This is a genomic window from Arthrobacter sp. B3I9, from assembly GCF_030816935.1.
Taxonomy (GTDB): Bacteria; Actinomycetota; Actinomycetes; order Actinomycetales; family Micrococcaceae; genus Arthrobacter.
The window spans coordinates 3341529-3363998 of record NZ_JAUSYO010000001.1; the positions used below are offsets into that span (position 1 = coordinate 3341529).

Annotated in this window: 21 protein-coding genes; 11 read left to right on the top strand and 10 right to left on the bottom strand. The window is 67.3% G+C overall.

All coding sequences use genetic code 11. From position 1 onward, the window contains the following. Window positions 1–17 precede the first annotated feature (17 nt). Window positions 18–845 carry a hypothetical protein gene (locus QFZ65_RS15465; RefSeq protein WP_306911578.1) on the top strand — a complete coding sequence of 276 codons (828 nt, stop codon included), beginning with the start codon at window positions 18–20 and terminating at the stop codon, window positions 843–845. Window positions 846–881: 36 nt separating this feature from the next. Continuing rightward, entirely contained in the window at window positions 882–1532 is a 651-nt protein-coding gene (locus QFZ65_RS15470) for a GNAT family N-acetyltransferase (RefSeq protein ID WP_306911579.1), read from the top strand. A gap of 447 nt (window positions 1533–1979) precedes the next feature. On the opposite strand, the gene QFZ65_RS15475 is transcribed toward QFZ65_RS15470, so the two are convergent. Next, the gene (locus QFZ65_RS15475; protein ID WP_306911580.1) at window positions 1980–3419 is read right to left on the bottom strand and encodes a PhoH family protein; all 1440 of its coding nucleotides are present in this window, start codon (window positions 3417–3419) and stop codon (window positions 1980–1982) included. A gap of 234 nt (window positions 3420–3653) precedes the next feature. Next, the gene (locus QFZ65_RS15480) at window positions 3654–4415 is read right to left on the bottom strand and encodes an isoprenyl transferase (protein ID WP_306912608.1); all 762 of its coding nucleotides are present in this window, start codon (window positions 4413–4415) and stop codon (window positions 3654–3656) included. Between the two features lie 211 nt (window positions 4416–4626). On the opposite strand from QFZ65_RS15480, the gene QFZ65_RS15485 reads away from it, so the two are divergent. Further along, a complete protein-coding gene (locus tag QFZ65_RS15485; protein ID WP_306912609.1) occupies window positions 4627–5289 on the top strand; it encodes a hemolysin III family protein in 663 nt (220 codons plus the stop codon). Between the two features lie 54 nt (window positions 5290–5343). On the opposite strand, the gene QFZ65_RS15490 is transcribed toward QFZ65_RS15485, so the two are convergent. The 3 genes from QFZ65_RS15490 to mca form a co-directional block, all read right to left on the bottom strand. Then, the gene (locus tag QFZ65_RS15490) at window positions 5344–7581 is read right to left on the bottom strand and encodes a thioredoxin domain-containing protein (RefSeq protein WP_306911581.1); all 2238 of its coding nucleotides are present in this window, start codon (window positions 7579–7581) and stop codon (window positions 5344–5346) included. Continuing rightward, window positions 7559–7975, bottom strand: coding sequence for a hypothetical protein (locus tag QFZ65_RS19135; RefSeq protein ID WP_373427602.1), 417 nt, complete (start codon window positions 7973–7975; stop codon window positions 7559–7561). Before QFZ65_RS19135 ends, QFZ65_RS15490 begins: the two co-directional genes overlap by 23 nt. 190 nt (window positions 7976–8165) lie before the next feature. Next, on the bottom strand, window positions 8166–9071 hold the full coding sequence (mca, locus tag QFZ65_RS15500) for a mycothiol conjugate amidase Mca (protein WP_306911582.1): 906 nt from the start codon (window positions 9069–9071) through the stop codon (window positions 8166–8168). Window positions 9072–9195: 124 nt separating this feature from the next. On the opposite strand from mca, the gene QFZ65_RS15505 reads away from it, so the two are divergent. Continuing rightward, on the top strand, window positions 9196–9654 hold the full coding sequence (locus tag QFZ65_RS15505; RefSeq protein WP_306911583.1) for a DUF4307 domain-containing protein: 459 nt from the start codon (window positions 9196–9198) through the stop codon (window positions 9652–9654). A 185-nt stretch (window positions 9655–9839) separates the two neighbouring features. Next, window positions 9840–10334, top strand: a complete 495-nt coding sequence (gene greA / locus QFZ65_RS15510; RefSeq protein WP_306911584.1) for a transcription elongation factor GreA — start codon at window positions 9840–9842, stop codon at window positions 10332–10334. A gap of 117 nt (window positions 10335–10451) precedes the next feature. Here the strand turns inward: greA and QFZ65_RS15515 are convergent, their stop codons facing one another. From QFZ65_RS15515 to QFZ65_RS15530, 4 genes are read right to left on the bottom strand one after another with little or no spacing between them, the layout of a single operon-like run. Further along, a complete protein-coding gene (locus tag QFZ65_RS15515; protein WP_306911585.1) occupies window positions 10452–11075 on the bottom strand; it encodes a rhomboid family intramembrane serine protease in 624 nt (207 codons plus the stop codon). Between the two features lie 5 nt (window positions 11076–11080). Then, window positions 11081–12319: a threonine ammonia-lyase gene (ilvA, locus tag QFZ65_RS15520; RefSeq protein WP_306911586.1), complete on the bottom strand. Its 1239-nt coding sequence runs from the start codon at window positions 12317–12319 to the stop codon at window positions 11081–11083. A gap of 21 nt (window positions 12320–12340) precedes the next feature. Then, window positions 12341–13648, bottom strand: coding sequence for an AI-2E family transporter (locus QFZ65_RS15525; RefSeq protein ID WP_306911587.1), 1308 nt, complete (start codon window positions 13646–13648; stop codon window positions 12341–12343). Between the two features lie 43 nt (window positions 13649–13691). Continuing rightward, the gene (locus QFZ65_RS15530; protein ID WP_306911588.1) at window positions 13692–14663 is read right to left on the bottom strand and encodes an aldose 1-epimerase family protein; all 972 of its coding nucleotides are present in this window, start codon (window positions 14661–14663) and stop codon (window positions 13692–13694) included. Between the two features lie 149 nt (window positions 14664–14812). Between QFZ65_RS15530 and QFZ65_RS15535 the strand changes: the two genes are divergently transcribed. Then, window positions 14813–15391: a DoxX family protein gene (locus QFZ65_RS15535; RefSeq protein ID WP_306911589.1), complete on the top strand. Its 579-nt coding sequence runs from the start codon at window positions 14813–14815 to the stop codon at window positions 15389–15391. Window positions 15392–15449: 58 nt separating this feature from the next. Further along, entirely contained in the window at window positions 15450–16685 is a 1236-nt protein-coding gene (locus QFZ65_RS15540) for an acetyl-CoA C-acetyltransferase (protein WP_306911590.1), read from the top strand. Between the two features lie 122 nt (window positions 16686–16807). Here the strand turns inward: QFZ65_RS15540 and QFZ65_RS15545 are convergent, their stop codons facing one another. Further along, window positions 16808–17740 carry a Bax inhibitor-1/YccA family protein gene (locus QFZ65_RS15545; protein WP_306911591.1) on the bottom strand — a complete coding sequence of 311 codons (933 nt, stop codon included), beginning with the start codon at window positions 17738–17740 and terminating at the stop codon, window positions 16808–16810. A gap of 546 nt (window positions 17741–18286) precedes the next feature. On the opposite strand from QFZ65_RS15545, the gene QFZ65_RS15550 reads away from it, so the two are divergent. From QFZ65_RS15550 to QFZ65_RS15565, 4 genes are read left to right on the top strand one after another with little or no spacing between them, the layout of a single operon-like run. Further along, the gene (locus QFZ65_RS15550; protein ID WP_306911592.1) at window positions 18287–19570 is read left to right on the top strand and encodes a branched-chain amino acid ABC transporter permease; all 1284 of its coding nucleotides are present in this window, start codon (window positions 18287–18289) and stop codon (window positions 19568–19570) included. A 9-nt stretch (window positions 19571–19579) separates the two neighbouring features. Next, window positions 19580–20548 carry a branched-chain amino acid ABC transporter permease gene (locus QFZ65_RS15555; protein WP_306911593.1) on the top strand — a complete coding sequence of 323 codons (969 nt, stop codon included), beginning with the start codon at window positions 19580–19582 and terminating at the stop codon, window positions 20546–20548. Then, window positions 20545–21639: an ABC transporter ATP-binding protein gene (locus QFZ65_RS15560; RefSeq protein ID WP_306911594.1), complete on the top strand. Its 1095-nt coding sequence runs from the start codon at window positions 20545–20547 to the stop codon at window positions 21637–21639. The genes QFZ65_RS15555 and QFZ65_RS15560 overlap by 4 nt, the downstream gene beginning before the upstream one ends. Then, on the top strand, window positions 21636–22409 hold the full coding sequence (locus tag QFZ65_RS15565; RefSeq protein ID WP_306911595.1) for an ABC transporter ATP-binding protein: 774 nt from the start codon (window positions 21636–21638) through the stop codon (window positions 22407–22409). The genes QFZ65_RS15560 and QFZ65_RS15565 overlap by 4 nt, the downstream gene beginning before the upstream one ends. The last annotated feature ends 61 nt before the right edge of the window (window positions 22410–22470 follow it).

The window sequence follows — 22470 nt, forward strand, 5'->3', positions numbered from 1 at the left end:
CCGCGTACACTGTGGATATGGCCGCCTGGGACAGCAGAAACCGCTCCGGGCCAGGCATGCCCGAAGGTCCGGATGAGCGGGCGGCCGCCTTCCGGAACTTATGCCGTTCCTCGCCGTGGAAATGGCAGTCGCTGCGCTTCGAGTACCTGGACCGGCCTGCTCCCGGCCAGGACGCGGAGGACCCGGCCGGGGACCCCGCTGCCGGCGCTCCAGACCTCGTACGTGCGTGGCTCCGCCGGCCCGGCGCCCTGCGGCTTGAGACCGCCGAGGGACTCGTCCTCCACAGCACCACGGGGATCAATGATTCTCGTGACGGCTTCTATGTGAGTTCCACGCGGAAGTCCTGGCTGCTGCCCCCGCAGCTTGTCACCCCGGTTTACGACGGCGGCGGCCTGGTCCGGCGCCGGCCCGAAGCCGCGTACGGCGAGCCCTGCTTCGGCAACGGCAGGTTCGGCGCGGCGCTGGATCCCGTGGAACTGGCCGGAAACGCCCCGGTGCCGCTGGAATTTCCGAACTCGAATCCGGTTGAGGTCGGCGCCGTCTCGGAGGTGGACCATGAGGGCCGCCCGGCCCTGGAGGCGACCGTGAGGCCCAACGCGGGCTATCGCCCGGCCTACCCGGACGCGCCCTTGTGCCGGGCCGGCGCCACGCTTGTCAGGATCGACGCCGGTACCGGCGTCTGCGTCGCCAGCCGCTGGCTCGGGGGTGGCACTGTCAGCTACGGCCACTGGATGCGGATCTTGGCCGTGGACGAGTACATGCTCGATGACCTCTTCCTGGCCAACTCCATGAACCTCACGGACGGCCGGCGGCACATCAGCTGGGACGTGTCGCCGGGACTATAACTGGCTGCCGCCTGTTTGCACCGTTAGGCTTCCGGGATGACTGAGCTCGCCGCCTGCTGGCCACCCTTCGGGCTGACCCTGACCACACCCCGGCTGGCGCTGCGCCCTGTCCTGGACGAGGATATCCCCGCAGCGGTCCACGCGGCCCTCAGCGGAATCCACGAGCCCGGCCGCAGCCCTTTCAGCACGCCCTGGGCCGAAACACCCGCCGAGGAACTCGGCCCGAACATGGCCCAGTGGTACTGGCGGTGCCGGGCGAACATGTCGCCGCAGGAATGGACCCTGCTGCTGGGGATCTGGCACGAAGGGGATTTCCTCGGCTGCCAGGACGTTGCGGCCAAGGATTTCGCCACCTTGAGGACGGTCAGCACCGGCTCCTGGCTCCGCCGGGACGTTCAGGGCCGGGGCTTCGGCAGAGAGATGCGTGCCGCCGTTGCCCTCTACGCCTTCGACTGGCTGGGCGCCGACGCCGCCGAATCCGAGGCCGCCACCTGGAACCAACAATCCCTCGGAGTCTCCCGTTCCCTCGGCTACCAACTCAACGGCATCACCAGAGCCTCCTGGGGCGGCAAGGCCCAGGAAGTCCAAAGAGTCCGCCTAACCCCCGCCACCCTCAACCGCCCGGACTGGCAACTGCAGGTGCAGGGCCACGAACCCACCGCAAAATACCTCGGCATCCAAACGTAGCGCGGGGGCGAGGCCACGGCGTTCCGCCGTCGCTTAGACACCTCCCGTCGCTGCGCTGCGGTCGCGGGGCGACCTCCGCTCCGCTTTGGTCGGCGATGCGCTCCTTAGCGGGACCCCGCAGCCTCGGGAAGGTGATCGGCTCACCACGCCGGGGTGGCAGTCCTCAGCAAAAGGTGACGAACGCACTGCCGGGCTGCGGGCCTCAGCAAAAGGTGACGTACGCAAACGCCGGACCACGGTCCTTCGCAAAGGAGCGCATCGCGGCGCATCGGTCCCCGGAGGTCGCCCAGCGACCGCAGGGGCCCTATGCGGTGAAGCGGCGTCCCGAGGGCCCCGAGGCGAGCTTGCGAGCCTTGGGAAGGGACCTCCGCGCTAAGCGACGGCGAAGGGCCGCGGCCCGGCGAACCCGGCCACGGCCCCAACAAAGGAGACGGTAAAAGGGCGAGCCTACCCCTCAGCCCCCTCAAGCAGCTCCGTGACAAGCGCAGCGATCGGCGAGCGCTCCGAGCGGGTCAGGGTGACGTGGCCGAAGAGCGGGTGTCCCTTGAGGATTTCGACGACGGCCGCCACGCCGTCGTGCCGCCCGACCCGCAGGTTGTCGCGCTGGGCGACGTCGTGGGTCAGGACGATCTTGGAGTTCTGCCCGATGCGGCTCATCACGGTCAGCAGGACGTTCTTTTCGAGCGACTGTGCCTCGTCCACGATGACAAAGGCGTCGTGCAGTGACCGGCCGCGGATGTGCGTCAATGGCATCACCTCGAGCATGCCGCGGCCCATGACTTCCTCCACGACCTCCTGGCTCACCAGCGCACCCAGGGTGTCGAAGACCGCCTGTGCCCAGGGGTTCATCTTTTCCGCCTCGGACCCGGGCAGGTAGCCCAGTTCCTGGCCGCCCACGGCGTAGAGCGGCCGGAAGACGATGACCTTGCGGTGCTCCCGCCGCTCCAGGACCGCTTCCAGGCCGGCGCACAGGGCGAGCGCCGACTTGCCGGTGCCCGCGCGGCCTCCAAGGGAGACAATCCCCACGGAGGGGTCCATCAGCAGGTCGATCGCAAGACGCTGTTCGGCGGAACGGCCGTGCAGCCCGAAGATGTCGCGGTCCCCCCTCACCAGACGGACCTGCTTGTCGGCTCCCACCCGGCCGAGGGCGGACCCGCGGCTGGAGAGCAGCACCAGTCCGGTGTTCGCCGGCATCTCGGCTGCCGCCGGGAGAAAGACCGGTTCGTGGCCGTAGAGCGTCGCCACGTCCTCCTCGCCCGCATCGAGCTCCGTCACCCCGGTCCAGCCGGAGTCCTTGACGAGTTCGTTGCGGTATTCGTCGGCCTGCAGGCCCATCGCCGAGGCCTTGACGCGCATCGGCAGGTCCTTGGACACCACCGTCACATCGCGGCCTTCGTTGGAGAGGCTCTTGGCGACGGCAAGGATCCGGCTGTCATTGTCAGCGCCGCGGAAACCCGCAGGGAGCACCTCGGCGGAGATGTGGTTCAGCTCCACCATCAGGGTGCCGCCGTCGTGGCCGATCGGGATGGGCCGGTCCAGTCCCCCGTGCTCCACGCGCAGCTCATCGAGGAGCCGGAGCGCCTTGCGGGCGAAGTAGCCGAGCTCGGGATCGTGCCGCTTGCCCTCCAGTTCGGTAATCACCACGATCGGCAGGATGACCTCGTGCTCCGCGAAGCGCAGCAGCGCGCGGGGGTCCGAAAGCAACACGGAAGTGTCAATCACGAAGCTCCGGGACGGTGCCCTGTCTGCTGTTCCTTCCCCGGAAACAGCAAGACCGGTCGCAGCGGAATCCGCTGCACCGGTCTTTGAGGTGGCTCGCTTGGCGCGAGAGGTAGCTTTCTGTCCCATGTCGGTTCCGACGTCGGGCAGTTGTTCAGAAGTAGCCACATCGACTCCAGCCCCGGGGCGCATGCCCGGAATTGTTAGTGGTGAGGCGGCTCGGCCCGAAGACCGCGCGCGGCCTCCCATACACCCGGTGCGAAAATCCGCTCCATGTATTGGCCTCCCCGATCAGCGGGCGGTTTGCCTGCTAATGGGAACAACGTAATTCGGGGCCGACTTGTTTCCGCGCCTATTTTCCGGCGATTCCTGCTGCCATCGCGTGAACAGGCGGGAAACGGCTCAGGTGCCGAAGCGGCGCTGCCTTCCGGCGTAGTCGCGCAGGGCACGGAGGAAATCCACTTTCCGGAAGGCCGGCCAGAGGGCTTCGCAGAAGTAGAACTCGCTGTAGGCGCTCTGCCACATGAGGAAACCGGACAGCCGCTGCTCCCCGGATGTCCGGATCACCAGGTCCGGGTCGGGCTGGCCGCGCGTGTAGAGGAACCGCGAGATGTCGTCGACGGTGAGCTCATCGGCGAGCTTGCCGATGTCTGCGCCGCGGCCGACGGCGTCGTGCAGCAGTTCCCGGACGGCGTCGACGATCTCCCGGCGGCCGCCGTAGCCGACGGCGACATTGACGTGGAGCTTCTCGCGCGCGGGTGTGCGGGCGGTGAGCTTGGTGAGCCGTTCGGCAAGATAGTCCGGCAGAAGCTCGGGGGCGCCCATGGCGTGCACGGAGATCTCGGCGTCCTCGTCCAGCCGGTCCAGGGTGTTGGCGATGATGCCCATCAGCAGGTCGAGTTCTTCGCCGGAGCGGTTCATGTTGTCCGTGGACAGCATGTAGAGGGTGATGACTTTGACGCCGAGTTCCTGGCACCAGCCGAGGAACTCGTGGATCTTGTCGGCCCCGGCCTGGTGGCCCTGGCTCGTCGGCGCGTTGAACTGGCGGGCCCAGCGCCGGTTGCCGTCCACCATGACGCCGATGTGTTTGGGGATCCGCTCCGGGTCAAGGGACCGCTGGATCCGGCGCTCATAGAAGCCATAAAGGAACCCGGGCAGTTCCATCCGGAGATTCACCTGGCTTCCTTGAAATACGACTGCAGTGCACATCTAGGCTACCTGCCGGACGGCCAAGCCCGGTGCAAGACCGTCCCCTCCACGCGCCGCTGGGCCAGCTACTCATCGGTAACTTGGCCGCCCGCTGGGTTATTATGGCGGGATGGAAAGCAACAGTCGGGAGCCCCTCCCGGAGCGCCCGGCTGACCGCGGAACCCCCATGGACGACGCCGCGGTGAAGCTTGCCGAGCTGCTGATGATCAAGCCCAAGTGGCGCGGCTGGATCCACACCGGAACGGCCCCGCTGGCGCTTGCGGCGGGCCTGGTGCTGGTTCTTCTGGCGCCCAGCCCTGACCTCAAAATCGCTTCCGCCGTCTACGCCCTCACCGGCGTGCTGCTTTTCGGCATCAGCGCGATCTACCACCGCGGAAACTGGTCTCCCCGCGTCAAGATGGTGCTGAAGCGCCTGGACCACACCAACATCATGCTGGTGATCGCCGGCAGCTACACGCCGCTGGCCTGGTCCCTGCTGGACCGGCCCAAGGCGGAACTGCTGCTATGGGTCATCTGGTCCGGCGCCGTCCTTGGCGTGCTGTTCCGCCTGCTGTGGACCAATGCGCCGCGGTGGCTCTACGTGCCGATCTACATTGCCCTTGGCTGCGGCTCCCTGTTCTATTTGCCGGACTTCTTCGCCGCCAATCCGGCGTCGGCCATCCTGGTGTGCGTGGGCGGCGTTTTCTACATCACCGGCGCCGTTTTCTACGCCCTGAAAAAACCCAACTTCAGCTACAAGCACTTCGGCTTCCACGAGCTGTTCCACGCGCTCACGGTCTTTGCCTTTGCCGCGCACTACATCGCGATTGCCCTGGCCGTCCTCAGCTGAGCGCTAGGGCAGCACCCAGCCGCCGGGCCTCCACGAGCGGGTCATGAGGCCTGGTCATGAGGACATCCGGGCCAGCTGTTCCCGTATCCCTTCGACGGAAGCCGTAGGCAGGTCGCAGACCATCCCCCGGCACAGGAACACCTGCGGCGAGCCGTCCGGCGCGGGTCCCCGGTCCTCCAGCAGCGGCACGGCGGGTCCGCCGTCGTCGTCTTCCTTGACGGCAACCACAAGTCCGGGGCTGGGCGAGAGCAGCAGTTCCCGGTGCAGCGCCGCCCGCTCCGGGCCGTCCGGGCCGGCGACGGCGGCCTCCACTGGGCCCACGAGAGCGGCCTGGGCCGTTGCGAGCAGCCAGCCGGCCACCCGCGGCGCCCGGGTGGCCAGCGGCGGCAGGAGTTCGAGGATGTTGCCGGCCAGGGCGCGGTGCCGGCTGGAACCGGACAGCGCCGAGTAGGACAGCAGCGCCCCGGCGAACGCGGCCGCGCCGCTGGGGGCCGCGTTGTCGAAGGGATCCAGGGCCGCCTTGCCACCTTGGGCGTTCAGCACCTGGCCCGACTCCCCTGCAGTGTCCCGGAGGGCCCCGTCAGCGACGAACCGCGAGCATGCTGCGTCAATCATGTCCTCGGCCAGCAGGTACCAGTGCGCCTTGCCGGTGACTGAGGAAAGGGCGAGCAACCCCTCCGCACAGAAGGCGTAGTCCTCCAACAGGCCACCGATGCCCCGCGCGGCGCCATCGTGGGAGACCCGCACCACGCTGCCCGGCGTTTCCCCGGCACCGGCGCGCCAATGCACCCGTTCGAGGTAGGCCGCGATCCGTTCGCCGGCGGCCACCAGATCCGGGCGGTCCAGCACAGCGCCCGTTTCAGCGAGCGCCGCGATGGCCAGGCCGTTCCAGCCCGCCACCACCTTGTCGTCCCGGGCAGGCTGCGGCCGGCGGGAGCGCGCCGCCAGGAGGACCGGGCGTACGCGCTGCCACAGCTCCTTGTCGCCGGCGGACATTTCCCGCCCCGGATGCAGCGGGGAGCCCTCGGCGGTGACCGTGCCCCGGGCGCCGATGTTCATCAGCCGCGCAACGGCGGCACCGTCGTCGGCCCCGAGGAGCCCGGCCAGTTCCCCCGGGGTCCACAGATAAGTAGCTCCCTCGGCGTGCCGACCGGCCACCACGGTGTCCGCGTCGAGGGAGGAGGCCAGCGCTTCGGGAAGTCCTTCGGGGCCGGCGCCAGGAAGCCCCGGCTGCACCGTCCCGGACACCGACGTCCCGGGCTGCGCCCGGGGCGCGAGGCCCAGCGCGGCCAGGAGCCAGTCAGCGGTACGGGCGGCGACGTCGGACGCCTCCGCCACGGGGAACGCGGCCGTGCCGCCGAGCCGCACCCAGTGCGTATAGAGCCGCAGCAACTGGGCATTGTCGTAGAGCATCTTCTCGAAGTGCGGGACGGACCAGTCGCGTGTCACCGAATACCGGGCGAAACCGCCGTCGAGCTGGTCGAAGAGGGCGGAACGGGACATCGCAGCCAGGGCTCGGCCCGCCATGTCCCGGGCTATCGCCGCGGTGTGCGCGGGGCCGGGTCGCGCGGCGGCATGCCGGATCAGGAACTCCAGCACCGGCGACGGCGGGAACTTAGGGGCGGTGCCGAAGCCGCCATTGTCAGGGTCCTCGGAGGCGGCCAGGGCTTCCACCGCCTCGGACAGCAGTCCGGCGCCGACCGGCTCCGGCGGGCGGTCCACCCGCACGGCGGCTCCGAACTGCGCGGCGGCGAGGCCGCGTGCGAGGGCCTCGGCGTTTTGTTCCACCGCGCTGCGGCGCTCCGACCATGCCTCGGTTACGGCTTCAAGGACCTGGCGGAAGGATGGGCGGCCCGGGAGCTGGCGCGGCGGGAAGTACGTGCCTGCGTGGAAGGCACGCCCGTCGGGCAGAAGGAAGACGGACATCGGCCAGCCGCCTTCACCGGTGATCGCCTGGGTCGCGGCCATGTAGACGGCGTCGACGTCGGGCCGTTCCTCCCGGTCGACCTTGACGGCGACGAAGTTGGCGTTCAGGAAGTCCGCGGTGGCCTGGTCCTCGAAGGACTCATGCGCCATGACGTGGCACCAGTGGCAGGCCGCGTAGCCGATGGAGAGGAATACGGGCACGTCGCGCGCGGCGGCGAAGGCAAAGGCCTCGTCCCCGAACGGGCGCCAGTGGACGGGGTTTCCTGCGTGCTGCCGGAGGTAGGCAGAGGGTTCTGTCCCGAGGGCGTTGGCGGCCTCGGGGACAGTCCGGTCAGCTCCGGTGTCAGCGGTTTCCGGGTCCCGCATCGCCGTTGACTTCCGGGCGCCTAGCTGCCCCGTCCTCAGGTTTCCGGCTGGCCGCTTCCGGGAACGTTGCGTCCGGGACTGTTGCGTCCCGGGCCACCGGTGCGCCGTACGCCGGCGCCGCACCGTTCACCGGTGCGCCGTCCGCCGGTGCGCCGCCGTCAAGGGCCGCTTCCGCGGCCGCCGTGCGTTCTTCCTCCACCTGCGCACGGTAGCGCACCCGGCGGATGCGCCGCACCATGTCCACGATCAGCAGCGCCGTCAGCACCACGATGAAGGCAGTCAGCAGGAAGCCCAGCAGCCCGGGTGTCACCTGGTCTTCGGACACTCCCGGACGCAACGACGGCGAAGGAGCCGGCGCGGGTGTTGTGGCCAGGGCGGTGAGCAAGAAATGCACGGTTAAGACCTTCTGTGGGGTACGGAGCGGGGCAACCTCATAGTTCCAGGGAGCCCATATCTCTACGGGGCCTGAATTCTACGGTGCCTGTATTTCTACGGGGCCTGAATTCTACGGTGCCTGTATTTCTACGGGGCCTGAATGCTACGGTGCCTGTATTTCTACGGGGCATAGAACTTGCCTGCTTTGTCTATCTTAGCCCCGCAAAGAAGTCTTTTTCAGGCAGTTCCGTAGGCACGCGTGACTGGATCAGGGAGTAGTCCTCCCACGGCCAGACGCGGCGCTGCATTTCCGCGGACACAGCGAAGAAGAACCCCTCCGGGTCCACCTGGGTCCGGTGGGCACGCAACGCCTCGTCCCGGGCCTCGAAGAAGTCCCCGCACTCGATCTGCGTGGTGGTGGGGTGGGTCGGCGCGGGAGGAGTGTGGCCCTCCGCATCGGCCTCCAGCCAGGCCGCGAGGCGTTCCGCGTAGGGCGACTGGAGTCCCGCTTCCTCCAGCGCGTAATGCAGGGCACGGAACCGTTCCGGGCTGAAAGCGCGGTCGTAGTAGAGCTTGCTGGGCGCCCACGCCTCTCCGGCATCCGGATAGCGGGCCGGATCACCGGCGGCCTCGAACGCCTCGACGGCCACCCTATGCGCCATGATGTGGTCCGGGTGGGGGTACCCCCCGTTCTCGTCGTAGCTGAGGATGACCTGCGGCTTGAACTCCCGGACCAGGCGCACCAGCGGGGCGGCTGCCCGTTCCAGGGGCTGGGTGGCGAACGAACCGGGAGGCAGCGGCGGCAGCGGATCGCCTTCCGGCAGCCCCGAGTCCACGAAACCCAGCCAGCGCTGCCGGACACCGAGGACCCCGGCCGCCCGCGCCATCTCAAGGCGGCGGGCCCCGGCCATGTCCCGCTTGGGATGCGGCTCCCCTTCCATGGCAGGGTTCTGGATGTCGCCGCGGGAACCGTCGGTGCAGGTCGCCACCAGGACGTCGACGCCGGCGGCGGCATACATGGCCATCGTGGCGGCGCCCTTGCTGGATTCGTCGTCGGGATGAGCATGGACAGCCAGCAGCCGGAGCGGCGCTGACGGACGGGGGGACGCTGTCATCGTGGGACGGCTCCTCTTTCATCTACAGGTGATCGGTACTGTTCGTCGCGCGCTGGACTCTCGTCCGGTATCGGCTTGGGGCCCGGGGGAATCTCCGCGTCCCGATCCACACTAAACTGGACTGGTGACTTCCGAGGATCAGCCTGCCGCGCCCGCGTCGGCATCACCCAGCCTAGCCAATCGTTACGGCGGCCAAAAGCGCGCACTCTCCCGCAAGGCCAAGCGCATTATCCTCATTGCCGCCCTCGCGGTCGGCATCGCATTTCTGGCGTGGATCTCGACGTCGAACTCCGTTGGATCGGTGAGCTTCAAGGACCTCGGCTACAGCACGCCGGACGCCACCGTCGCCCAGGCCGATTTCCAGGTCACCAAGGAGCCCACAGCGGACGCCAAGTGCGCCGTAAAGGCGCTGGATGAGAAGTTCGCCGTCGTCGGCTGGAAGGTCATCGACATCGGGCCCAACCCGACAGACCAGGGCACTGACGGCGGCCGCACCACAGCGCACCGGGCGCTGATCCGCACCGAATCGCAGGCCGTATCCGCCGTCGTGGACAACTGCTGGATCCCCGACGGCAGCAAGTAGCCCGACGCAGGTGCCGTTCCGGCCCGCCGTAACACGGTGTGATGCACGCCGCAGTGTTCTTTGGTTTATCCACAGCATTGACTACAATGGATCAATACCTTTCCCCCGCTGAGCTGGTTGCTGAGTTCCATAAGTGGCCACCGAGGCGGGGTCTTTGCTTGTTTGACCACCTAAAGGAGAAGTCCGTGTCTACCCCCAACAGCGCAACTGCAGCTTGGCTCACCCAGGAAGCTTTTGACCGCCTGAAGGCAGAGCTGGACCACCTTTCCGGCGCCGGCCGGGCGGAAATCGTTCAGAAGATCGAAGCAGCCCGACAGGAAGGCGATCTGAAGGAGAACGGCGGCTACCACGCGGCCAAGGAGGAGCAGGGCAAGATCGAGGCCCGCATCCGCCAGCTCACCGCCCTGCTCCGCGATGCCCACGTCGGCGAGTCCCCTGCCGACGACGGCATTGTGGAACCCGGAATGATCGTCGTTGCGAAGATCGCCGGCGACGAGGAGACCTTCCTGCTCGGCTCCCGGGAGATTGCCGGCGACTCCGATCTCGACGTCTTCAGTGAAAAGTCCCCCCTGGGCGCCGCCATCGTCGGCCACAAGGAGGGCGACCAGCTCAGCTACACCGCCCCGAACGGCAAGGACATCGTGGTGGAGATCATCTCCGCCAAGCCCTACGTGGGCTGATAGCGGGCGGGCCGGGCTGACCGGTCTAAGTGCCAACGACGACGCCGGCCTCCCCCTTCGCGGGGGAGGCCGGCGTTTCGTTTTTTCACGGCGCTCCGGCGGTGTAGGTTCCGGCGCTTAGCGCCCGGTCCGCAGGCCCGCGCCCCGGGTGTTCAGCAGCAACGCCGCGACCACACCGCCGATTGCCCCGCCGAGATGCGCCTGCCATGAGACATAGCTCGCCACGGTGGGAAGCATGCCGAACAGGATTCCGCCGTAGACCATGAACAGCACTACGGACAGCACGATCTGCCACCAGTTGTGGTTGACGAACCCCCGGACCAGCAAGAAAGCGAAGAGCCCGAAGACCAGGCCGGACGCGCCCACGGTCACGTGGAAGCCGCCGATCAGCCAGACAACCACGCCGGAACCAAGCCAGCTGGCGGCCAGGGCGGTCAGGAAAACCCGCCTCCCGGACAGGAACACCAGAAACCCGAAAGTGATCAGCGGGAGCGTGTTGGAGACCAGATGCGCCAGGCTGGCGTGCAGCAGCGGGAACGTGAAAATGTCGAGCACTCCGTCAACGCTGCGCGGGCGCAGTCCGAACGTGCGGTTCAGGGAATGCAGCAGAAGGGTATTGAGAATCTCGATCATGTACAGCAGCAGCACAAAGGAGCCCACCACCACCAGCCCGCGGCGGGCCCGCGAGGCGCGTGTTTCGACGGTACGGGGCCGTTCGTCCGGGAAGGAGCCGAGGGTCATGGACCCTAGTGAACCACAATCGGCTGGAAGCCCTCTGCCCGGAGGGCGGCGAGGACCTGCTCGCAATGTTCGTGGCCCTTGGTTTCCAGGTTCACGGTGATGGAAACATCGCCCATACTGATCGAGCCGCCCACCCGGGTGTGGTCCAGGCCGGTCACGTTCGCGTCATTCTCGGCGATGATGCGGGCGATCGTTGCGAGGGAGCCGGGGCGGTCGTCCAGCATCATCCGGACCGTCATGTACCGGCCCGCGGCAGAGAGGCCGCGCTGGATGACCTTAAGCATCAGCATGGGGTCGATGTTGCCTCCGGACAGCACCACCGCCACGGTTCCCGGGTTCTCGATCTTGCCTTCCATCAGGGCAGCGACGCCGACGGCCCCGGCAGGTTCCACGACCATCTTGGCGCGTTCCAGGAGGAAGATCAGGCCCCGGGCCAGTGCGTCCTCGCTGACGGTGACGACGTCGTCCACGAGTTCGCGGATGATGCTGAAGGGCAGTTGGCCTGGCCGTCCCACGGCGATGCCGTCGGCCATGGTCGAGACGCGCTTGAGCGGCACGAGGGCGTCCGCGGCGAGGGAGGGAGGATAGGCCGCTGCGTTTTCGGCCTGTACCCCGATGATGCGGATCTCGCGGCCGAGTTCCTTTGCCCGTGCCTTGACCGCGACGGCGACGCCGGCGAGCAGCCCGCCGCCGCCGACCCCCATGAGGATGGTGTCGACGTCGGGCACCTGTTCCAGGATTTCCAGGCCGACGGTGCCCTGGCCGGCCACCACGTCCACGTCATCGAAGGGATGGACAAAGACGGCCCCGGACTCGTCCGCGTAACGCTTCGCTTCGGCGAGGGCTTCGTCCACGTTGTGGCCGTGCAGCACCACCTCGGCGCCGTGGCTGCGGGTGGCGGCGAGCTTGGGCAGGGCGACCCCGAGCGGCATGTAGATGCGGGCGCCGATGCCGAGGCTCTTCGCCGCGACCGCGACGCCCTGGGCATGGTTGCCGGCGGAGGCCGCGACAACGCCGCGCTTTTTCTCTTCCGGGGAGAGCTTGGCCATCCGCACGTAGGCGCCACGGACCTTGAACGAGCCGGCGCGCTGCAGGTTTTCACACTTGAGGAACACGTCGCCGCCCACCAGGGCCCCGAGCGCCCGGGACGACTCCACCGGGGTCCGCGTGATAATCCCGTCGAGCAGCTTCTGCGCCTCCAGGACATTGTCCAGCGTGACGGGCAGGCTCTCAAGGGTAAGCACGAACGAGTCTCCTTCTTCGGGTCAGGCTCCGGCGCCCCGGCCGGCATTGCTGCCCGGGTCACCATGGTGGTGTGCGGCGTCATCGCGGCCGGCAGGTGTTTCGCCCGGCAGGTCGACGTCTCTGAAGGTGTTGTCGGCGCCCGGCACGGCAGGGGCAAGCACGCCCTGCTGGCCAGCGGTTGCAAGCACATCATCATGTTCCCACGTTCTGCCGGCAATGTAGCGAATCGACGAATTTGCTACGGCGAGGATCGGCACGGAGAACAGGGCACCGGGGATCCCGGCAAGGTAGGAACCGGCCGCGACGGAGAGGATCACGGCCACCGGGTGCAGGGCGACGGCCTTGCCCATCACCAGGGGCTGGAGGATGTGGCTCTCCAGTTGCTGGACCAGCAGCACGATCCCCAGCATGATCAGGGCATTGACCCCGCCGTTGGCGACGAGGGCCAGGAGCACGGCGACGGCGCCGGTCACGAGGGCACCGACGATGGGGATGAAGGAACCGAGGAACACCAGCACGCTCAGCGGCAGGGCGAGGGGGACGCCGATGATGGCGGCGCCGACCCCGATGCCGACTGCGTCCACGAAGGCGACGAACATCTGGATGCGTGCGTAGCTGACCATTGAGGCCCAGCCCTTGCGGCCGGCGCCGAAGGTGGCGGCGCGGGCCTTCCTCGGCAGGAGCCGGATCAGGAATGCCCAGATACGGTCCCCTTCCAGCAGGAAGAAGATCAGGATGAACAGGGACAGGACCAGTCCCGCGGCGAAGTGTCCCGCGGTGCTGCCGAAGGACAGGGCGCCGCTGAGGATGCTGCTGCTGTTGTTCTGCAGCGCCGCGGTGGCTTCCTTGATGTACTGGTCGATCTGCGCGGCTGACAGGTGCAGGGGCCCTTCCGCCAGCCAGCCCTGGATCTGTTGGATCCCCACCAGCGCCTCGCTCCAGAGCTCGGAAAAGCCGGACACGAGCTGCCGGCCCACAAGGGCCAGGGCGCCTGCTATCGCTCCGATGAAGCCCAGGACGGTGACCGCGACAGCGGCCCCGCGCGGCAGGTGCCGTGTCCTGAGCCAGGCCGTCACAGGGCTCAGCAATCCGGCCAGCAGGGCGGCGACCATGAGCGGGATCAACAGGAAACTGATGTGGCTGAGCAGCCAGATCAGGGTGGCGCTGAACAGCAGGATCAGGCCCAGCCGCCAGGACCACGCAGCCGCGATCCGGACTCCGTAGGGGATGTCCCGGTCCAGTTGGCGGTCGGTCAGGACCCGGAGCGGTGCGCCGGGTGTGGCCGGGGTGGATCCAGGATGCGGTGCGGCGGCGTCAGCGTGGGTCATAGCCCCATGATTCCCCAGTGGCGCCCGGATGGGAAACTCCGCCTTAAAGCTCGCAGCCGATGCCCCAGCTCATGCCGGACTCCTCCCCCGGCTCCAGCCAGCGGAGGCCGTCTCCGCTGTTGAAGGCGTTGGCCGGGCCCGTCATGGGTTCGAGAGCCACCGCCTTGGCCCTGCCCGGAAACCTGGTGGAGAGGAAGACGTGGACGTAGGAGCAGTTCTCGTCCTGCCAGAGGCTGACACTGCGCCCGTCCGGGGCGCGCAGCGTGTGCCGGGCGATGCCGCCGTCGAACGCCAGATCCGTGTAGGCGGAGTCGATATCCAGCCCGCCGACCCGCCGTCCGCCGCGCAGGTCAAAGTCGCCGCTGACCGGCTCGCCGCTGCGCGGAATGAGCCGGTCATCGGTCACGAGCCTTGTACTGGCGCCGACGGTGATGGTGAGCTCCTCGCTGGGCACGTCCCCCAGCCGCACGTAGGGGTGCGCCCCGAGGACGTACGGCGCCGGCGCCTGGGAGTCGTTGATAAGCGTCTGCCGGACCACCAGCCCCAGGTCCTCCGCCAACTCGTACCTGACCCGGTGGCGGAGCAGGAAGGGATAACCGTGCTGCGGGAAGATCACCGCTTCCAGCGTGACCGAGAACTGGGATTCGTCCACGAGTCCGTAAGCGGCGTTACGCAGCAGTCCGTGGCTGGCATTGTTGCGGGACACCTCGGTGATGTCGAGCTGCTGCTTCTCGCCGTCCAGGTACCAGACGCCGTCCTCCACCCGGTTGGCCCACGGGGCAAGGGTGATCCCGGCGGCCCCCGGCGGGATCTCCGCGTCACCGTAGGTTTCGGTCAGCTGGACGCCGCCGCGGCTGTAGAGCCGCAGCCCGGCGGCCAGTTCCGTCACGACGGCGAGCGCGTCGCCGCGCCGGAGCTCGTATTGCCGGCCCGTGGCGTAGCGCCGCGCGGTACTCTCCGTGCTGTCTGTCCCGGGAGCGCCGGTACCTGCTGCGGAAATCTTCGTCGAATCCATGCGCACCACGGTACAGACCCGCGCGGCAAGGCGATACCTCGGCCCGCACCTGCCTCCGGTTTCCATGGACCTTGGCTTGGCGTCCGGGATCTGGAAGGCTGGAGAGCGCCGGCCGGCGCAGCGGTACGGCCAACCCAAGGAGGACTCTTATGAGCCATGCAAGGACCAGCCCTGAGGCTGCTGCCGTCGCGCAGACCCTGTTCCGGGTCGGTCTCGGAGGCGTGCTTATCGCCCACGGATCCCAAAAACTCTTCGGGTGGTTCGGCGGAGGAGGTATTGAAGGCACCAGCAAGGGCATGCACGCCATGGGCTTCCGCCCCGCGAAACCCAGCGCAATCCTCGCAGGGGTGGGTGAAGCGGGAGCCGGCCTTGCTTTGACTCTGGGGCTGGCGACTCCGGCAGCAGGCGCCGCTGCCGCGACCACGATGGGTGTCGCGGCCAGCGTTCACGCCCCCAGCGGCTTCTTCGCCACGGAGGGCGGCCTCGAGTACCCCGCGGTGCTGGGGCTGGCGGCAGCATCGTTCACCATCGGAGGGCCCGGACCCTTTTCTCTGGATGCGCTGACCGGTCATGTCCTGGACCGGCCCTGGATGCGGGCGGCCGCTTTAGCCGTGATCCCTGCAGCCATCGCGGTCCAGGTCTACCGCCGTCGTAGTGCCCTGGCCGGCGACACGACGCCACCGGCTTCCGGCACCCCGGTGGAACCTGAACCGTCGGAGACGACTTAGCGCTCCAGCCAACACCGTCAGGATCGCGCGTCGACTGCGCCAAGCGTAGGCTGGGCGCATGCCAGAAGCAGTCATTGTTTCCACTGCCCGAAGCCCGATCGGACGTGCCTTCAAGGGCTCGCTGAAAGACGAGCGACCTGATGACCTCGCCGCCGCGATGGTGACCGCAGCCCTGGCGTCCATACCCGCATTCGACGCCGCCAACCCGGACCGGGGCCTCGACGACCTGTATCTGGGCTGCGCCGAACCGAGCGGCGAGGCAGGCTCGAACATGGCCCGGGTGGTGTCGATCCTCGCTGGCCTGGACAACGTCCCCGCCGCCACCATCAACCGCTTCTGCGCCTCCAGTCTGCAGACCCTCCGGATGGCATTCCACGCCATCAAGGCCGGCGAGGGGCAGGCGTTCGTCGCCGCGGGCGTGGAGGCGGTATCTAGGTACAGAAACTGGGCCGGCGCCGGCGAGACCGACGCCAGCACGCACAACCCCCTCTTCGCCGCTGCAGGGCAGCGCACCGCGGCGCGGGCGGCCTCCAACACCCCGTGGACGGATCCCCGGCTCGGCGACCGGATGCCGGACATCTACATTTCCATGGGCCAGACCGCAGAGAACGTTGCCACCAGCTATGGCATCGGCCGGGCGGACCAGGACGCCTGGGCGGTGCTCAGCCAGAACCGTGCCGAAGCAGCCATCGCCGCCGGCTTTTACGCACGCGAAATCACGCCGTACACCCGCAAGGACGGCACGGTGGTGGACCGGGACGACTCACCCCGTGCCGGTGTCACTCTTGAAGCGGTCAATGCGCTGCAGCCCGTTTTCCGCAGCGGCGGCACCGTGACCGCCGGCAACGCCTGTCCGCTCAACGACGGCGCCGCGGCCGTCGTGGTCATGGACGACGCGCGTGCCCGCGAACTCGGGCTGCAGCCACTCGCCCGGATCGTGTCCACCGGTGTCAGTGCCCTCTCCCCCGAGCTGATGGGGATGGGCCCGGTGGAAGCAAGCCGCCGGGCGCTGAAGCTCGCCGGGCTCGGAATCGGGGACATCGACCTCGTGGAACTCAATGAGGCGTTCGCGGTCCAGGTGGTGGCCAGCGCCAAGGAGCTCGGCATCGACCATGACAAACTCAACGTCAACGGCGGCGCCATCGCACTGGGACACCCCTTCGGCATGACCGGCGCCCGGATGACCGCCACCCTGCTCAACGCGCTCCGCGAACGGGACGGGCACCTTGGCCTGGCCACGCTGTGTGTCGGCGGCGGCCAGGGCATGGCCGTGGTCCTGGAACGGCTTAGCTGAGTACTAAGAAGCGCTGGGTAGCAATAAACGCAGGCCGCCAACAGACGCAGCCCTTAGCAAACGCAGGGAGCCCCGCCGTTCGGCGGGGCTCCCTGTTACTGCGTGCTTAGCCGGTCGGGCTGTCAGTCGTCCCCGCGGAGGATCGACAGCAGGCGGATGATCTCCACGTACAGCCAGACGAGGGTCACGGTGAGGCCGAAGGCGGCAGTCCAGGAGAAGCGCTGCGGGGCGCCGCTGCGGACTCCGGCTTCGATGCTGGTGAAGTCCATGATCAGGGAGAACGCAGCCAGGCCGATCGCCAGCAGGCCGATGAAGACGCCGAGCGGGATCCCGAAGATCTCCATGCTCGTGCGCAGGCCGAACGGTGAATCCACCGCGCCGGTCCACATCATCACCAGGTTGATCAGCGAGAAGACGGCGTAGCCGATGATCGCGATCATGAAGAAGCGCATGGCCTTCGGGGTGGCCCGCACCTTGCCGCTCTTGAAGAGCACGAGGGTGACGGCGAAGACGGAGAGCGTGCCGATGACGGCCTGCAGGCCCACTCCGGGGTACAGCCCGTCGAGGATCCGGGTCAGACCGCCGAGGAAGAGGCCTTCCAGGCCGGCGTAGGCCAGGATCAGTGCCGGTGAGGGCTGCTTCTTGAACGTGTTGACGAGCGCGAGGACGAAGCCGCCCAGCGCGCCGACGATCATCAGCAGGGATGCCAGGCCCTGGGCGACAACGAGAGTCACGGCTGCGCCGGCGACGACCATGGCGAGGCAGGCCGCCGTCTTCATGATGACATCGTCAAAGGTCATGCGACCCGTGTCGGCGGGGCCGGCGGCGGGCCGGTTGTACATGTCCTGGAGCTGGTCCTGGGTCATGCCCTGCTGCGCGGCGTTCCAGCCGCCCTGGGCGTAGCCGCCCTGCGCGTACCCGTTCTGGCCGTACGGGTTCTGGGCGTAGGGGTTCCGGCCGTAGTTGCCCTGGCCGTAGGCCTGCGGGGCAGGCGGTGCCTGGGTGGCTCCACGGAAGTTCTTTCCGTTGAAGATCGGGTTTCCGCCAAGTGCCATTGCGGGTGTCCTCCAAATAAAGGGGGTGAGTGATGAACCGTGCGGGGCTGTTGGTGTTTGTCTACAACCCACGCTACCAAGTCCTACGGCTGACCGGCAGGGATAGTTCCCGGCGGAGGCCCTCCGCAACACAACCGTGATCCGGGGCCCGAATTCCCTTCGTGCGGGGCCCGGCCACCCGGCCGCGGCTGCTCCGGGTGAGTACCCCGGAGACGAATGGTTTAGGAATACTGGCGATCAACAAAAGTTTTCTTTAGCGCAGATGAAGTACCGCGCGGGCATGGCTTCACGGTTGTTACCCGATCGCGATGTAGCCCCTGCTCCGGGCGGCCTTTTTCGCCCATACCGCGCTGTAACATGGGCCACAAGGTGACGGACCTCACAGCCTGTTCTGTTCCGCATCGCACCAAAGCACCACCTTCGTTACCTGACCGTTCGCAGCGGTTGCAAAGGCGCAACCCAGACCATCCCCATGTGGAGGTTTTCAATTTGAGAAGCACAACGAGAGGCCTGTCGCACAGACGGCGCGGCAGACTGCTGAAAGCTGTGGGGGCCCTTTTCGCCGCCGTGGCCGCGCTACTGCTCGTCGTCGCACCGGCGTCGCAGGCCACTACTCCCTCGCCGACACCATCCCCGTCGGCCACCACGTTCCAGAACAGCATCAGCGGCTTCCTCCGCGGCGATGACCGCGCCCCCATAGCCAACGTGACCATCACCGCCAAGAGCGGCGACTTCACGGGAACAACAAAGTCCGCGGCCAACGGCTCATGGTCCATCGGCGTCCCCACCCAGGGAACGTACGAGGTTGAGCTGGACGAATCCACCCTTCCGGAGGGCATAAAGCTCGCCGACGGCCAGGAGAACCCCCGCAAGGTCACGTTCAGCCAGACCACGAACCTCTCGGTGATCTTCGCCTTCGGTAAGGGCATCGTCATCCAGCAGCAGGACTTCGGCCAGAACCTCCTGAACCGCCTCGTTGCCGGACTCAGCTTCGGGTTGCTGCTCGCCCTCGCCTCCGTGGGCCTGTCCCTGATCTTCGGTACCACCGGCCTGACCAACTTCGCACACGGCGAAATGGTCACCCTTGGCGCCGTCCTGGTCTTTACCTTCAACGCCATGAACCTGCCGTTCTGGCTTGCCATCCTGCTCGCCCTTCTCGGCGGGGGGCTGTTCGGCTACGTCCAGGACGCCGGGCTGTGGAAACCGCTGCGGCGCCGCGGTACCGGCCTCGTGCCCATGATGATCGTCAGCATCGGCCTCGCCCTCGCGGTCCGATACGTGATCCAGTTCTACTTCGGCGGTGCCACGCAGCAGCTGCCCTATGCACAGAGCGCGGAGATCCAGATCGGCCCGGTCTCCATTTCCCCCAACAACCTCTGGTCCCTTGTGATCAGCGCCGTCGTCATCGCGCTGATCGGCATCATCCTGCTGAAGACCCGGCTCGGCAAGGCCACCCGTGCGGTGGCCGACAACCCGGCCCTCGCGGCGGCGTCGGGTATCGACGTCGACAACGTCATCCGCATCGTGTGGGTGGCCGGCGGCATGCTGGCGTCCCTTGGCGGGATCCTCTGGGCCTACTACCGGCCCGGCGTCACCTTCGACATGGGCTCGCAGATCCTGCTCCTCATCTTCGCCGGCGTGACCCTGGGCGGTCTCGGCACGGTCTTCGGCGCCCTGATCGGTTCCGTCATTGTCGGCATCTTCGTGGAGCTGACCACCGTCTTCGGCCTCGCAGCCGACCTTAAGTACGTGGGAGCACTGTTCATCATGATTGTTGTCCTTCTGTTCCGGCCCCAGGGCATCTTGGGCCGTCGCGAGCGCGTGGGTTAGGAGACAGCCATGGATTTCGGATTCATATTTTCCAGCGCTGCCGGTGAACTGTTCAGCCCGACGACGGCGGCCTACGCGCTTGCCGCCCTCGGCCTTGCGGTGCACTTCGGCTACTCCGGCCTGCTGAACTTCGGCCAGGCCGGCTTCATGGCGGTGGGGGCCTACGGCTTCGCCATCTCCACTCTGTCGTTCCGCGTGCCGTTCTTCGTGGGCCTGCTGATCGCCGTCATCTGCTCGGCCATTTTCGCCCTGCTGCTCGGCATTCCGACGCTCCGGCTGCGGGCCGACTACCTGGCCATCGTCACCATCGCGGCCGCGGAAATCGTCCGCTACATCGTCACCACCAACCAGCTGACCCCAGTGACCGGTTCGGCCAACGGCCTGGCGGCCTTCGAGGGCGACTTCTACGCAATGAACCCGTTCCCCGAGGGCTCCTATCTGGGCATGAACAACCGCGACTTCTTCATCCGGGTCGTCGGCTGGGTGCTGGTCATCGTCTGCTGCACCCTGGTGTGGCTGCTGATGCGCAGCCCCTGGGGCCGTGTCCTCAAGGGCATCCGCGAAGACGAAAACGCCGTGCGCTCGCTCGGCAAGAACGTCTACGCTTACAAGATGCAGGCCCTGGTCATCGGCGGCGTGCTCGGCGCCCTGGCGGGCATGATCTTCACCCTCCCCCGCGGCGCGGTCCAGCCGGCCAACTACGGCACCGAACTGACGTTCTTCCTGTACACGTGCCTGCTGCTTGGCGGTCTCGGCACCGTGCTGGGACCGGTCATCGGCGCCATGATCTTCTGGGTCGTGCTGTCCCTGACGCAGGGCATCCTGTACGGCCTGATTGAATCCGGCGCCGTCACCTGGCTGAACACCGTCCAGGCCGGTCAGCTGCGTTACATCCTGGTCGGCGTCGCGCTGATGCTGCTGATGATTTTCAGGCCCCAGGGCGTCTTCGGCAATAAGAAGGAGCTGGCATTCGCATGAGCACCCAGAGCGGAGAATCCGCAACCACCGGCAGCACCGGGCTGTCGGAAGAAATCAACTACATGACGGATGCGCGCCCCATTGCCGCCGGCGAGACGGCACCGGGCTGCAAGAAGCGTGATCCGATCGTGGTGGCGGAAAACGTCACGCGCAGCTTCGGCGGCATCAACGCCGTCGACGTCGAATACCTTGAGATTCCGCGGCACAAGATCACAGCGCTCATCGGCCCGAACGGTGCCGGCAAGACGACCCTGTTCAACCTGCTCACCGGCTTCGATACGCCCAACTCGGGCAAGTGGCACTTCGAAGGCCAAAGCCTTGCCGGGGTATCCCCCTACAAGGTCGCCCGGATGGGCATGGTCCGCACGTTCCAGTTGACCAAGGTCATGGGCAAGCTCACGGTCATGGAGAACATGCGCCTCGGCGGCTCCAACCAGCCCGGCGAGCGGTTGTCGAAGGCCCTCTTCAGGGGAATCTGGGGCGGCCGGGAGACGGAAATCACCGCCCAGGCCAACGTCCTGCTGGAAAAATTCAAACTGGATGCCAAGAAGGACGACTACGCCGCGTCGCTTTCCGGCGGCCAGCGCAAGCTGCTCGAAATGGCCCGGTCCCTGATGGTCCGGCCCAAACTGGTCATGCTTGACGAGCCGATGGCCGGGGTCAACCCCGCCCTGACGCAGTCGCTGCTGGACCACATCAAGAATCTCAAGGCCGAGGGCATGACCGTGCTGTTCGTCGAGCATGACATGAACATGGTCCGCCATATCGCTGACTGGGTGGTGGTCATGGCCGAAGGCAAGATCGTGGCCGAGGGACCGCCGTCGGAAGTCATGAAGAACCCCGCCGTGATTGACGCCTACCTGGGCGCCCACCACGATGTGGACCTTGGTGACTCGGAAGGCATCAAGGAGCTGGCTGCCGAACTGGTGGCTGATGACGAGTCGATCGTGGGCACCGAGGATGCCGGCATCATCTCCCTCGACGTCGTCGCCACGGACGGCGAGGGGCCCGCCAGGTCGGGCAGCAGCGCCCCGGCGCATGGCAGGCGCAGCGCCGAGGAACCGAACCGCACAGAGAAGGACACCGAATGAGCGCCACCAGCGCGGCCCCCGCCGCCAAGCCCGTGCACGATGAGGATTCCGTCGTCAAAGTCACCAGCCTGGTGGCCGGCTACCTCCCCGGCGTCAACATCCTCAACGGTTGCAGCATCGAGGCGCGCAAGGGCGAGCTGATCGGCATCATCGGTCCCAACGGCGCCGGCAAGTCGACCCTGCTCAAGGCGATGTTCGGCCTCGTCAAGGTCCACTCGGGCTCGGTTGTGGTCCGCGGCCAGGACATCACCGGGCTCAAGGCCAACAAGCTGGTCAGCAAGGGCGTCGGCTTCGTGCCGCAGAACAACAACGTGTTCGCCACCCTGACCATCGAGGAAAACCTTCAGATGGGGATGTTCCAGCGGCCCAAGGACTTTGCCGAGCGGTTCGACTTCGTCGCCGGCCTGTTCCCCGAGCTCGCCAAGCGACGCGCCCAGCGTGCCGGTTCACTGTCCGGCGGCGAGCGCCAGATGGTTGCCATGGGACGAGCCCTGATGATGGACCCGGCCGTGCTGCTGCTGGACGAGCCCTCCGCGGGCCTCTCCCCCGTCAAGCAGGACGAAACCTTCCTCCGGGTCCACGAGATCAACCGGGCCGGCGTCTCCGTGATCATGGTGGAACAGAATGCGCGCCGCTGCCTGCAGATCTGCGACCGCGGCTATGTCCTTGACCAGGGCAAGGACGCCTACACCGGCACCGGGCGCGAACTCATGAAGGATCCCAAGGTCATCCAGCTCTATCTGGGCACCCTGGCGGACACCGTCGAGTAGCACCCGTCCCAGCAGTTCCCGGGAGGGCCGTCACCAGCCGGTGGCGGCCCTCCCGCATGCC

Coding starts and splice junctions, on each gene's coding strand:
- QFZ65_RS15535 (WP_306911589.1), top strand. CDS start 14,813: ATGAGCCATGCAAGGACCAGCCCTGAGGCTGCTGCCGTCGCGCAGACC.
- QFZ65_RS15525 (WP_306911587.1), bottom strand. CDS start 13,648: ATGACCCACGCTGACGCCGCCGCACCGCATCCTGGATCCACCCCGGCC.
- QFZ65_RS15555 (WP_306911593.1), top strand. CDS start 19,580: ATGGATTTCGGATTCATATTTTCCAGCGCTGCCGGTGAACTGTTCAGC.
- mca (WP_306911582.1), bottom strand. CDS start 9,071: ATGACAGCGTCCCCCCGTCCGTCAGCGCCGCTCCGGCTGCTGGCTGTC.
- QFZ65_RS15530 (WP_306911588.1), bottom strand. CDS start 14,663: ATGGATTCGACGAAGATTTCCGCAGCAGGTACCGGCGCTCCCGGGACA.
- QFZ65_RS15470 (WP_306911579.1), top strand. CDS start 882: ATGACTGAGCTCGCCGCCTGCTGGCCACCCTTCGGGCTGACCCTGACC.
- QFZ65_RS15490 (WP_306911581.1), bottom strand. CDS start 7,581: ATGCGGGACCCGGAAACCGCTGACACCGGAGCTGACCGGACTGTCCCC.
- QFZ65_RS15540 (WP_306911590.1), top strand. CDS start 15,450: ATGCCAGAAGCAGTCATTGTTTCCACTGCCCGAAGCCCGATCGGACGT.
- QFZ65_RS15515 (WP_306911585.1), bottom strand. CDS start 11,075: ATGACCCTCGGCTCCTTCCCGGACGAACGGCCCCGTACCGTCGAAACA.
- QFZ65_RS15480 (WP_306912608.1), bottom strand. CDS start 4,415: ATGGAACTGCCCGGGTTCCTTTATGGCTTCTATGAGCGCCGGATCCAG.
- QFZ65_RS15485 (WP_306912609.1), top strand. CDS start 4,627: ATGGACGACGCCGCGGTGAAGCTTGCCGAGCTGCTGATGATCAAGCCC.
- QFZ65_RS15545 (WP_306911591.1), bottom strand. CDS start 17,740: ATGGCACTTGGCGGAAACCCGATCTTCAACGGAAAGAACTTCCGTGGA.
- QFZ65_RS15565 (WP_306911595.1), top strand. CDS start 21,636: ATGAGCGCCACCAGCGCGGCCCCCGCCGCCAAGCCCGTGCACGATGAG.
- QFZ65_RS15465 (WP_306911578.1), top strand. CDS start 18: ATGGCCGCCTGGGACAGCAGAAACCGCTCCGGGCCAGGCATGCCCGAA.
- QFZ65_RS15560 (WP_306911594.1), top strand. CDS start 20,545: ATGAGCACCCAGAGCGGAGAATCCGCAACCACCGGCAGCACCGGGCTG.